This window comes from Pseudomonas sp. F1_0610, assembly GCF_047470865.1.
Lineage (GTDB): Bacteria > Pseudomonadota > Gammaproteobacteria > Pseudomonadales > Pseudomonadaceae > JAZDRH01.
The window spans coordinates 36018-47704 of record NZ_JAZDRH010000016.1 but is presented as its reverse complement, the minus strand read 5'-3'; the positions used below and the strand labels follow the sequence as shown (position 1 = coordinate 47704).

The 11687-nt window shown below is 42.9% G+C and carries 11 protein-coding genes and 2 pseudogenes; 5 read left to right on the top strand and 8 right to left on the bottom strand.

From position 1 onward, the window contains the following. Positions 1-20: 20 nt before the first annotated feature. From crcB to VQ643_RS10155, 5 genes and pseudogenes are all read right to left on the bottom strand, one after another. Complete coding sequence (gene crcB, locus VQ643_RS10175; protein WP_414199661.1) at positions 21-398, bottom strand: fluoride efflux transporter CrcB; 378 nt, start codon at positions 396-398, stop codon at positions 21-23. Further along, positions 395-1720 carry a replication-associated recombination protein A gene (locus VQ643_RS10170; RefSeq protein ID WP_414199659.1) on the bottom strand — a complete coding sequence of 442 codons (1326 nt, stop codon included), beginning with the start codon at positions 1718-1720 and terminating at the stop codon, positions 395-397. Before VQ643_RS10170 ends, crcB begins: the two co-directional genes overlap by 4 nt. Before the next feature lie 2 nt (positions 1721-1722). After that, entirely contained in the window at positions 1723-2358 is a 636-nt protein-coding gene (gene lolA / locus VQ643_RS10165) for an outer membrane lipoprotein chaperone LolA (RefSeq protein ID WP_414199657.1), read from the bottom strand. Positions 2359-2367: 9 nt separating this feature from the next. Continuing rightward, a pseudogene (locus VQ643_RS10160) lies at positions 2368-3861 on the bottom strand (DNA translocase FtsK); the annotation flags it as partial. A gap of 741 nt (positions 3862-4602) precedes the next feature. Further along, a pseudogene (locus VQ643_RS10155) lies at positions 4603-5145 on the bottom strand (DNA translocase FtsK 4TM domain-containing protein); the annotation flags it as partial. Positions 5146-5318: 173 nt separating this feature from the next. Here VQ643_RS10155 and aat point away from each other — a divergent pair. The 3 genes from aat to infA all read left to right on the top strand — a co-directional run bounded on the left by aat (position 5319) and on the right by infA (position 7063). Beyond that, positions 5319-6023, top strand: coding sequence for a leucyl/phenylalanyl-tRNA--protein transferase (aat, locus tag VQ643_RS10150; RefSeq protein WP_414199656.1), 705 nt, complete (start codon positions 5319-5321; stop codon positions 6021-6023). Continuing rightward, on the top strand, positions 6013-6738 hold the full coding sequence (locus VQ643_RS10145) for an arginyltransferase (protein WP_414199655.1): 726 nt from the start codon (positions 6013-6015) through the stop codon (positions 6736-6738). Before aat ends, VQ643_RS10145 begins: the two co-directional genes overlap by 11 nt. Before the next feature lie 106 nt (positions 6739-6844). Beyond that, complete coding sequence (gene infA / locus VQ643_RS10140; protein ID WP_053101714.1) at positions 6845-7063, top strand: translation initiation factor IF-1; 219 nt, start codon at positions 6845-6847, stop codon at positions 7061-7063. 65 nt (positions 7064-7128) lie between these two features. On the opposite strand, the gene clpA is transcribed toward infA, so the two are convergent. Both clpA and clpS read right to left on the bottom strand, forming a co-directional pair. Next, entirely contained in the window at positions 7129-9384 is a 2256-nt protein-coding gene (clpA, locus tag VQ643_RS10135; RefSeq protein WP_414199654.1) for an ATP-dependent Clp protease ATP-binding subunit ClpA, read from the bottom strand. A gap of 26 nt (positions 9385-9410) precedes the next feature. Further along, positions 9411-9746, bottom strand: coding sequence for an ATP-dependent Clp protease adapter ClpS (gene clpS / locus VQ643_RS10130; protein WP_414199653.1), 336 nt, complete (start codon positions 9744-9746; stop codon positions 9411-9413). Between the two features lie 182 nt (positions 9747-9928). On the opposite strand from clpS, the gene cspD reads away from it, so the two are divergent. Further along, positions 9929-10141, top strand: a complete 213-nt coding sequence (gene cspD, locus VQ643_RS10125; protein ID WP_414199652.1) for a cold shock domain-containing protein CspD — start codon at positions 9929-9931, stop codon at positions 10139-10141. Positions 10142-10228: 87 nt separating this feature from the next. Beyond that, complete coding sequence (locus VQ643_RS10120) at positions 10229-10423, top strand: hypothetical protein (RefSeq protein ID WP_414199651.1); 195 nt, start codon at positions 10229-10231, stop codon at positions 10421-10423. Between the two features lie 109 nt (positions 10424-10532). Here VQ643_RS10120 and VQ643_RS10115 read toward each other — a convergent pair whose 3' ends face one another. After that, positions 10533-11681 (bottom strand): sodium ion-translocating decarboxylase subunit beta, encoded by a 1149-nt coding sequence (locus VQ643_RS10115; RefSeq protein WP_414199650.1) that lies wholly within the window; start codon positions 11679-11681, stop codon positions 10533-10535. Positions 11682-11687: the final 6 nt, after the last annotated feature.

The window sequence follows — 11687 nt, the reverse complement described above, 5'->3', positions numbered from 1 at the left end:
AAAATATCCGTACTTAGTTATCAAGATTTTGTTAACACAACGCCTGCCCATGCCGCTAGCAAGCCTAATGCAACACTTAAAAGTATATAGCCTAAAGCCGTTAAAATATGCCCATTTTGCAATAAGCGAAATGACTCAATAGAGAAGGAGGAAAAGGTAGTAAAACCGCCTAACAGACCAACCATACTACCTAAACGAATCACTTCTGGTATTTCTGGGCGCAACAGAAATAATCCGTACAAACAGCCCATTAAAAAACTACCTAGTATATTTACACTAAAAGTAGCTAGATAAAAATAACTTGCCCAATGTGCACTAACCCACAAGCCTACCATATAACGCAACAGGCTCCCAACAGCACCGCCTAAGGCAATCGCAAAAAAAACAGCAATATTCATGGTTGTTTACGTCTTTGACGTGCGCTATTTGTATCTAAATGGCGTAGATGCTCAAGCTTTTGGGCAATTTTTATTTCTAAACCACGCTCTACCGGCTGGTAATACTGACGTGGCGATAACTCTTCTGGGAAATAATCTTCACCGGCAGCATACGCATTAGGCTCATCATGGGCATAGCGGTATTCTTCCCCATAACCGAGTTGTTTCATGAGTTTGGTAGGTGCATTACGCAAATGCAATGGCACTTCTAAAGAGCCAAACTCAGCAGCATCACGCCGCGCGGCTTTATATCCCATATACACTGCATTACTTTTTGCCGCGCAAGCTAAATAGACTACGGCTTGAGCAATAGCCAACTCGCCTTCTGGGCTACCAAGGCGCTCTTGCACATGCCATGCATCTAAACAAATACCTAAAGCTCTGGGATCCGCATTACCAATATCTTCACTGGCCATGCGCACCACCCGACGAGCTATATAAAGCGGGTCACAGCCGCCATCCAACATGCGAGCAAACCAATACAGTGCAGCGTCAGGATTAGAGCCTCGTACCGATTTGTGCAGTGCAGAAATTTGATCATAAAAAGCCTCACCGCCCTTATCAAAGCGCCGAACACTATCACCTAGCAAGCTTTTCAGTAGTTCTATTTCTATAGCACTGCCATCTTCAACTAAGTCAGCCGCATTTTCTAATAGATTAAGCAAGCGTCGACCGTCGCCATCGGCTGCATTCATTAATAGCTCTTTAGCTGCAAAGTCCATGCTTAATTGGCGCGCACCTAAGCCTTTATCTTCCGTAAGCGCACGTTCTATTAATTGCAACATAGCTTCTTGATCAAGGCTTTTTAATACATAAACACGAGCACGCGACAACAATGCATTATTCAGTTCAAAGGAAGGGTTCTCTGTTGTCGCACCAATAAAAATCAGTGTTCCATCTTCCACATAGGGCAAAAAGGCATCTTGCTGGCTCTTATTAAAACGATGGACTTCATCTACAAATAAAATCGTGCGACGCCCACGTCCTGCCTGCTGGCGAGCGATATCTACAGCTTGGCGAATTTCTTTTACCCCAGACAATACCGCCGAAATAGTTTCAAAGTGCGCATCTGTAATATCAGCCAGTAACTTAGCTAAGGTGGTTTTACCTACACCAGGCGGCCCCCAAAAAATCATGGAGTGCAAAGCGCCTTGCTCTAGTGCTTCGCGCAAAGGTTTACCAGCTGCTAAAATATGCTGCTGTCCAACGTACTCATGCAAGTTAGCCGCACGCAAACGTGCGGCTAGTGGTTGGGCTGGTGGCGTTTGCGCAAATAAATCCACACTTACTCCTGAATCACATCAACGCCTTTAGGCACATCAAAAGTAAATTGTTTTTTATCCACTGGTTTATTCATTTCCAGTTCAAAAAAGAGAATATTGGTGCGCTGTCCCACCGCATCCAATAGTTGCATGTCATTAATTACGCCATTACGAAACGATAAGCGCAGGCTGTCAAACAAGGTATCTTTAGCCTTAGGGCGCAGTGTAAAGTCAACAACAGTGCCGCCTTCAAAAACCTCTACCTCAAAGTTTTCACTGATTTGTTTAGCACTACCTGATAACAGTAAAGCTGGCGTATGAGTTAAGCGCTGATCCATTTTTTGCACTGTCACCTGCATTAAGTCAGGGTCATATAACCACACGGTTTTGCCATCACTGACTAATTCTTGCTCTAAAGGTGGATCCGTATGCCAACGAAACTGGCCTGGTCGTTGCAACACCATATTACCTTGCGCTTCTTGTAGTTGCGTACCACTGGCATCTAGCGTCAGTTGCGAAAAACGCCCGGAGATAGTGTTTGTCTTACTGAGTAAATCACTCAAACGCTGAGCGGCATCCTGTGCCTGGGCTGGTACTATCGACAACACCAAGCCAACAGCTAATGAAAAACGGGTTAGTGCTTTTAAAAGTATACGCATAGAGTTCTCTTAATCACGATAAGGAGGAGGAGCTATTACATCACGTGAACCATTATGGCTTGGTGCAGATACCACACCTGCAGCCTCCATAGCTTCAATCATGCGAGCAGCACGGTTATAACCAACGCGTAGTTTACGTTGCACTGCAGAGATAGACGCGCGGCGCGATTGCGTCACAAACTGTACCGCTTCATCATAAAGCGGATCATCTTCATCACTGCCAGTGCCTTCAAAGCCTTCACTGCCGTTGTCATCTTCAGCGCCTGCTAAAATTTCATCGATATATTCTGGTGTGCCACGCTGTTTCCAAGCTTCCACTACACGATGCACTTCATCATCAGAAACAAAAGCACCATGCACACGATTTGGCACGCTAGTACCTGGTGCTAAAAATAACATATCACCATAGCCTAGCAACTGCTCAGCGCCCCCTTGATCCAGAATAGTACGGGAGTCAATTTTACTGGATACTTGGAATGCCATGCGTGTTGGCACATTGGCCTTAATTAAACCTGTAATCACATCTACTGATGGCCGCTGAGTGGCTAGAATTAAATGAATACCGGCCGCACGTGCTTTTTGAGCAATACGGGCGATAAGTTCCTCAACGGTTTTCTTGTCGACAATCATCATCATGTCGGCAAACTCATCAATTACCACCACAATAGTGGATAGTTTATCTAAAGGTGGTGGTAGGTCATCAATGCTTTTTTTGCGGTATAACGGATCACTGAGCGGTCGTCCGATTTCTTGAGCATCTTTAACTTTACGGTTATAACCAGCCAAATTACGTACGCCTACCGCTGCCAGCAGCTTATAGCGGCGTTCCATTTCTGCTACACACCAACGTAAAGCATTAGCCGCTTCTTTCATATCCGTTACAACAGGACAGAGTAAATGCGGAATACCTTCATAAATCGAAAGTTCTAGCATTTTCGGGTCTATCATAATCATCCGTACTTCTTCAGGTGTAGACTTAAAAAGTACAGACAAAATCATGGCGTTAACCCCTACAGACTTACCAGAACCAGTAGTACCTGCCACTAATAGATGCGGCATTTTTGCCAAGTCAGCGGTTACTGGTTGCCCACCAATATCATGCCCTAACGCCAACGCCACAGGCGATTTAGCCTCTTGAAACTCAGGTGAATCTATCACTTCAATTAAACGTACTACTTGGCGATTTTCATTGGGCACCTCAATACCAACCGTGGTTTTCCCCTGAATCACCTCAACCACTCGTACGCTAGTCATCGCCATTGAGCGTGCCAAGTCTTTTGCCAGGTTAGTAATACGACTAACCTTCACCCCCGCTGCCAATAAAATTTCAAAGCGTGTTACCACAGGACCAGGATGCACAGACTCAACCCTAACCGACACACCAAACTCTTTGAGCTTGGTTTCTAGGACATGAGACATTTCCTGTAGCGATTCTTCTGAGTAACTTTGCTCTTTAATCTCAGCCGCATCTAGCAATTCAACTGATGGTAACGGTGGCAAGCTACGCACTGTTTCACGCTGCATACCTGGCATAGTTTGAGCAAATTGCGGTACAGGAATAGTAGGAATAGGATCAGGCGCTGTAATAGCTACGGGCTCACGTGCGGGCTGTGACAACACAGGCACATCATCTTCATCATCTACAAAACCAAAATCCACATCATTGGCAACTGGCCGATGAAATGAAGCATTGTTTTTTGACCCAACCAAACTGGAACTATAAGGTTGTTCATCTAACTCATCTAGTTCATCTGGCTCAAAATAGAAGGTTTCATCTACCTCATGGGTAACAGGAGCTGTTTTCTCTGCATGAGCTCTGGCTTTTTGTGGCGGTGTTAGCATGACAGGTTCAGAATTATCAAACTCAAAATCGTCGCTCACTACTGGCTCATGGCGATCAGAGTCAAAACCACTCCAAATGAAGTCGCTAGTTTCCTCGTCTTCAGTAACTACTGATTTTGATGTAGATCTTGCAGGTGGAACGATAATAGGCTTATTACTTTTCACAGGCTCATCAGCTGTTACAGGTGCCGCACGTGGTTTTACGTGGTCAGGCTCAAAGTCATCCAATGCTGAGAAGCTATCCTCATCAAAATCAGGTTCTTCATCCATCAGTTTAGGCGCTAGTAATGGTTCATCCTCTTCATCATCAAATACTTTTTTATCTTCTTTAACTTGCCACCAGGCTTTGAGTTTTTCAAAGCCCCAGTCGAGAGCACCTAAAGTAAAGCGCCCTATAGCTTCCATTACAGCAAACCAAGAGAGATTACTAAAGGCAGTAAAACCAAATAAAAATGCTGCAATAAGCAATAAACTGGAGCCTTGAGTACCTAATAATTGCTCTAAAGTGAACCCTAAAGCTTTACCTAAAATATTAAAATTAGCGGGGGCATTCGCTGGCTCTTGGAAATGAATCGCCGTTAACGCAGCTCCTGTTGCCACTAAAAAACAAAAACCTGAGGCGCGTAATGTAAATAGCCAACCATTCCAAATCATTGGTTTGTAACGATTCACAAAAACCTGAGCGATTTTGAACATTAAGATCAATGGAAATATCCATGCAAAATAGCCTAGCACGCTAAAGAGTACATCCGAAATCCACGCCCCCAAAGGACCACCGGCATTTCGAATAGGTGCGTTTTGCACGTTAATATTAGTAAAGCCTGGATCATTAGCATCAAAAGTGGCTAACGACATCCAAAAAAACACACAAATAACAACTAAAGCAATTAGTAAGCCTTCTTTCAGACGTAGTACAGCTTGCTGCTTCCAACTTTGCACTTCCATTACAGATAAATCTTCGTCTCTATTTTTCAAAGAAAAGTCCTGCATTACTTTAAACTAACTTAAAAACATCATTGTACGGATTTAACACGTATATTCTACGCCATCTAGATCACGCAATGAGGATTTCGCGATTAAACTTGTATAATAATGACGATTTTCACATGGACACCATCATGCTAACTTGGTTAAAACGCAACTCCACTGATTTTCCACCCCTTACCTGTGCATTACATGAGCCAAACGGACTGCTGGCTGCAGGCGGTGATTTATCGAGTGCACGTCTATTGGCAGCCTATCGCCATGGCTGCTTTCCATGGTTTGCACAAGGCCAACCCATTTTATGGTGGTCGCCTGACCCGCGTATGGTTCTTTTACCTGAGAACCTACATGTCTCAAAAAGTTTACGCAAAAGCCTGCGAAAAAATATATTTGAAGTTACTTTCAATCGCTGCTTTACTCAAGTCATCCAGGCCTGTGCCGCACCCAGGGGCGATGAAGAAGGCACATGGATTACAGAGGATATTATCCAAGGTTATAGCCAACTCCACAAACTAGGCTACGCCCATAGCGTTGAGGTATGGCAAAACCATGAGCTAGTTGGTGGTTTATATGGCATTGCTATGGGTAAACTATTTTTTGGAGAATCCATGTTTAGCCGAGTCACCGATGCCTCTAAAACAGGCTTTGTTACCTTGGTACAGTATCTTAAACAAGCCGGTTTTGTTTTGATTGACTGCCAAATGCACACTCAGCACTTAAGTAGCTTAGGCGCCAGTGAAATTAGTCGTAGTAATTTTTCGTCTTACCTAACCCGTTATCTTGACCAAACGACGACAATGAATTGGTCAAGCGAGCTAAAACGTTTATATGACCATTAAAAACAATATTGATGAGCTATCGTTCTTTCTTAGCCAAAGCCATGACTGCAGCTACTTCCCAGATCGACAAGCTAAAAGTCTGTTTACTAGCGATAGTACGCCACTAACCACCGAACAATACTCAAAACTTAATGCACTAGGCTTTCGCCGTAGTGGTGATTATGTGTATCGCCCTCATTGTGAAAGCTGCAATGAATGCACCCCAGCTCGTGTGCCTGTGCATAAGTTCGAGTTTAGTCGCACACAAAAACGCACCTTTAAACACAACCAAGACTTACAAAGCAAACTAGTACCTATTCAGTTTGAGCAAGAACATTATCAGCTTTATGAGCGTTATATTAATGCACGCCATGCTGATGGTAGCATGTTCCCTGCTACCCCAGAACAATACCAAGATTTTATTTTGTATCCCTACCCATTTGCCCATTTAGTCGAGTTTCGACTTAAACAGCGACTGATAGCCATTGCTTTAATTGATATTTTAGTAGATGGTCTATCCGCTGTTTATAGCTTTTTCGACCCTAAAGAAGAAAAGCGCAGCCTCGGTAGCTTCATTATTCTTTGGCAAATTGAAGAAGCAAAGCGGCGCAAACTCAGTTATGTTTACTTAGGTTATTGGTTAAAAAATTGCCAAAAAATGAGTTATAAAGCAAAATATAGACCTATTGAGCTACGCTATTTTGACAACTGGCGCCAGGTTAAGCTAATTGACTAACCAATCCCAACATCAAGCACTTGGTGTTTTGCCCTATTTACTGGTATTATAACCGCCGATTTTTACCAAGCCTTCTTGGCTCTATTTTATATTGAGGTTTTACTGCATGTCTAAAGAAGACAGCTTCGAAATGGAAGGCACTATTGTTGATACTTTGCCTAACACCATGTTTCGCGTTGAACTTGAAAACGGGCACGTTGTTACCGCTCACATTTCAGGCAAAATGCGTAAAAATTACATTCGCATCTTAACTGGCGACAAAGTGCGTGTTGAATTAACACCCTATGATTTGAGCAAAGGTCGCATTACCTACCGTGCTCGCTAATATTTAATTAGCCGCCTAAAAAAGCCAGCATTTATGCTGGCTTTTTCATAGCTACTACAGCAACTTTAAGCTTCACAAAGTGCAGATTCAGCCTGAAAGCTAAAAGTAAGCGCATCATTGATACAATCAATATCTACCAAACCACCATGCTCAGACAATTCACCAAAGAGCAAGGCATCTGCCAAAGGTCGCTTTACCTTTTCTTGAATCACTCGCGCCATAGGTCTTGCGCCCATCACAGGATCATAACCTTTCTTCGCCAACCAAACACGAGCCGCATGACTTACTTGCAACTGAACCTGTTTCTCTTGCAACTGCACCTGCAGCTCAACCAAGAATTTATCAACAATATTTTCTAATGTTTGCTGCGCTAAATGTGAAAATTGCACAATACCATCTAAACGATTTCTAAACTCTGGGGTAAAGAAGCGTTTAATCTCAGCCATTGCATCAGAGCTATGATCTTGCTCAGTAAAACCAAAAGAAGAGCGACTTGCCATTTGCGCTCCTGCGTTTGTTGTCATTAACAAAATGACATTACGAAAATCAGCTTTGCGCCCATTATTATCTGTTAATGTGCCATTATCCATCACTTGCAATAAGAGATTAAAAACATCAGGATGCGCTTTTTCCAACTCATCTAGCAACAATACTGAATGAGGGTTTTTAGTAACGGCCTCAGTTAGCAGCCCGCCTTGATCAAAACCGACATAACCAGGTGGCGCACCTATTAAACGAGAGACCGTATGCCTTTCCATGTATTCAGACATATCAAAGCGCACCAGCTCAATACCTAATGATTTCGCCAATTGTTTCGCTAGCTCTGTTTTTCCTACTCCTGTTGGGCCAGCTAATAAAAAGCATCCTACAGGTTTACTAGGTGATTTAAGCCCTGCCCGAGACAGTTTAATCGCCGATGATAAATCTTCAATTGCTTGATCCTGACCAAAAATAGTTAAGCGTAAATCTCGCTCAAGATTTCTCAACTGCTGCTTATCATTACTGCTCACTTGACGCGAAGGTACACGGGCTATTCTGGCAACCACCTCTTCTATCTGTTCAACCTCAATAATAGCTAGTCGTTGCTCTTTAGTTTTCAATCGTTGGAAGGCGCCGGCCTCATCTACTACATCAATAGCTTTATCCGGCATATGTCGATCAGTGATATAACGAGCAGACAAATCGACAGCTGCACGCAGTGCCTCTTCGCTATATTGCAAATCATGGTGTTGCTCAAACTGAGTTTTTAAACCCAATAGAATCTGATAGGTATCATCTAAACTAGGCTCATTCACATCAACTTTCTGAAAACGCCGTGTTAGTGCACGATCTTTCTCAAAAATACCGCGATATTCTTGAAAAGTAGTTGAACCAATACAGCGCAATTGTCCATTTGACAAGGCCGGCTTTAATAAATTAGAAGCATCCATAGCACCACCAGAAACTGAACCTGCCCCAATGATGGTATGAATTTCATCAATAAACAAAATAGCCTGTGGTTGCTTTACCAACTCAGAAAGCACCTTTTTTAAGCGCTTCTCAAAATCCCCACGGTACTTAGTACCTGCTAATAACGCCCCTAAATCTAATGCATAAATAACATTATCGCGCAAAATATTAGGCACTCGACCTTCGACTATGCGTTTAGCCAATCCCTCAACAATGGCTGTTTTACCAACCCCTGCTTCACCTACAAGTAAAGGGTTATTTTTACGGCGGCGCACTAAAATTTGCGCCACCCGCTCCACTTCAGCTTCACGCCCAACTAAAGGGTCAATTCTACCTTCAAAAGCCAACTGATTAAGGTTTTGCGTATAAAGCATTAAGGCTGACTGCTGTTGTGCTTGGGCTTCCTCATCCATGTCTTCTGTGTTGCTTTCATTATGAGGTGACTCTTCACTGGATAAACCATGCGAAATATAAGAAACAACATCTAGACGGCTAAGATTCTGTGCTTGCAACAGGTATAACGCTTGGCAATCAGCCTCAGAAAAGATCGCCACTAAAACATCGCCACCATCGACTTCTTTCTTTTCACTACTTTGCCCATGAAAAACAGCGCGCTGTAAAACACGCTGAAAACCTAGGGATGGCTGCGGCTCATCCTCTGTGGTTAAGCGTGGTGTAGTTTGCTCAATAAATTCACTTAACTCACCGGCCAGCGAATCTAGGTTGACATGGCAACCTTTTAGCACAGCTCGTGCTACTGTGTTATCTAGCAATGCCAGCAAAATATGCTCTACCGTCACATACTCATGACGATTATCACGCGCATAAATAAATGCAGCATTTAAGGTGGTTTCTAATTCGGCATTCAACATACTTACACCTCTCTCTGCATATCCGTTTATTCTTGCTCTATCTCACATAATAATGGATATTCATTATCACGTGCGCACTGCGTTACTTGCTCTGCTTTAGTTTCTGCAATGTCCTTACTATAAACACCACAAACCCCCTTCCCTTGCTCATGAACAGCACGCATTACAGCAAAGGCTTGCTCTGAGGACATTGAGAAGAATATTTTTAGTACTTCTACCACAAAATCCATAGGTGTGTAGTCATCATTAAGCATGATCACCTTATATAAAGGTGGTCGTTTTAGTTTAGGCTTAGCGGCTTGTGTTGCAAAAGTAAGCTCACCATCCTGCTCTATGTCATGGCTGTTATATATATCACTCATTTGTAAAATTATTTTTTAAAAAATTGATTTAAATCGTCACAGACCTTATCGGTAATTGACACTATTAGCAGTGATGCTAAAACGCTACTATCTAGATGATAAGTCATTTCAGGCAATTGTCTAAGATAACTTATGAAAGTATTAAATAATACCTCACAGAAGGTATTTGCAGAGGAAGCCAAATGATTAACGGTAAAGTTAAGTGGTTCAACAATACCAAGGGATATGGTTTTATTGTGGCTGACGGTGACACTCAGGATCTGTTTGCACACTATAGCGCAATAACTATGGAAGGCTACAAAACCTTAAAAGCTGGGCAACAAGTAACATTTGAGTTACAAGAAGGCCCTAAAGGTATGCATGCCATTAATATCCAGGTAGTTGCACAGAACTAGTATATAAACCGCTCATAGCAGCGGTTTATATTGTAGTCATGTTACTCAGGCTATACTATACAAAATTCTATAGCCTAGAGAGTTGTTATGCGCAAACTTACCTCAACCCTTTTAATTGGCATTATAGCTATTGCTGGCCTTTCTGCTTGCAGTAGTATTGATAAGAAGGAAATGCTAGCCCGCATCCAAGCTGCTGAAGATGCATCGGCTCGTGCACAAGCTCAAGCTGCCGAAGCACTAAGAAAAGCAGAGGAAGCACTAGAAAACACTAAAGCCCAATAAAAATAAATAACTTTTATTAATCCCACTTTTCTTGTAAATCCCCTAGTGTTCACTTTTTTGATTGCGGTTTGATCGCCTCAAAAAGGCTACTAACGTAGCCTTTTTACAACTAACCTACAAAGCTAAGTAATACACCTGCCGCTACAGCAGAACCTATTACACCAGCAACATTCGGCCCCATAGCATGCATTAACAGGAAGTTTTGAGGATTAGACTCCAGACCTACTTTATTAGATACGCGCGCTGCCATAGGTACAGCCGAAACACCAGCCGAGCCAATTAAAGGGTTGATTTTATTTTTACTAAAGATATTCATAACTTTAGCCATAATCACCCCAGCGGCAGTGCCAGCACTAAAGGCGATCATACCTAACAATAGAATACCCAAGGTTTTCATTTGTAAGAATGAATCTGCGGAAAGTTTAGAGCCTACTGTCAAGCCCAAAGCAATAGTGACTATATTAATTAAGGCATTGCGCGTGGTATCAGCTAAGCGCTCAACCACACCAGATTCACGCATGAGATTACCAAAAGCAAACATACCAACAAGAGGAGCAGCATCGGGCAATAACAAGCCAATTAATAGACACAACACTATTGGAAATATAATTTTTTCGGTTTGACTAACATGGCGCAACTGAGTCATCACTATGCCACGCTCTGCCTTATTGGTTAAGGCTCGCATTATTGGCGGCTGAATTAAAGGAACCAACGCCATATAAGAGTAAGCCGCTACCGCAATAGGGCCAAGTAAGTCAGGCGCCAAGCGAGAAGTCACAAAGATCGACGTTGGGCCATCCGCACCACCAATAATGGCAATAGAAGCGGCTTCACGCATGGTAAACTCCAGCCCAGGAATACCTAAACTACCTATAGCTAATGCTCCCAGCAAAGTACCAAAAATACCAAACTGAGCGGCTGCGCCTAGTAACAGCGTCTTAGGATTAGCCAGCATAGGGCCGAAATCAGTCATAGCGCCCACACCCATAAAAATGAGCAACGGGAAAACACTCGTAGGCAAACCTACTTCATAGAGGATATTGAGTAGCCCACCTGCCTCTGCCATTCCTGCGCCAGGCAAGTTCGCTAAAATACCACCAAAACCAATAGGAATTAGCAATAAAGGCTCAAAACCTTTGCGAATAGCCAAGAAAATCAGCGCTGCACAAACAACAATCATTAATACCTGACCACTGGCCTGGCCTTGTACTAATTGATAAATACCTGTGCTTTGCCATAAATTAAGTAACTTATCCATAGCTTA

What these genes read in the sequence shown, in the direction of transcription:
- VQ643_RS10145 (WP_414199655.1), top strand. Translation starts at nt 6,013, where the DNA reads ATGACCATTAAAAACAATATTGATGAGCTATCGTTCTTTCTTAGCCAA.
- VQ643_RS10120 (WP_414199651.1), top strand. Translation starts at nt 10,229, where the DNA reads ATGCGCAAACTTACCTCAACCCTTTTAATTGGCATTATAGCTATTGCT.
- crcB (WP_414199661.1), bottom strand. Translation starts at nt 398, where the DNA reads ATGAATATTGCTGTTTTTTTTGCGATTGCCTTAGGCGGTGCTGTTGGG.
- clpS (WP_414199653.1), bottom strand. Translation starts at nt 9,746, where the DNA reads ATGAGTGATATATATAACAGCCATGACATAGAGCAGGATGGTGAGCTT.
- infA (WP_053101714.1), top strand. Translation starts at nt 6,845, where the DNA reads ATGTCTAAAGAAGACAGCTTCGAAATGGAAGGCACTATTGTTGATACT.
- clpA (WP_414199654.1), bottom strand. Translation starts at nt 9,384, where the DNA reads ATGTTGAATGCCGAATTAGAAACCACCTTAAATGCTGCATTTATTTAT.
- cspD (WP_414199652.1), top strand. Translation starts at nt 9,929, where the DNA reads ATGATTAACGGTAAAGTTAAGTGGTTCAACAATACCAAGGGATATGGT.
- lolA (WP_414199657.1), bottom strand. Translation starts at nt 2,358, where the DNA reads ATGCGTATACTTTTAAAAGCACTAACCCGTTTTTCATTAGCTGTTGGC.
- aat (WP_414199656.1), top strand. Translation starts at nt 5,319, where the DNA reads ATGCTAACTTGGTTAAAACGCAACTCCACTGATTTTCCACCCCTTACC.
- VQ643_RS10115 (WP_414199650.1), bottom strand. Translation starts at nt 11,681, where the DNA reads ATGGATAAGTTACTTAATTTATGGCAAAGCACAGGTATTTATCAATTA.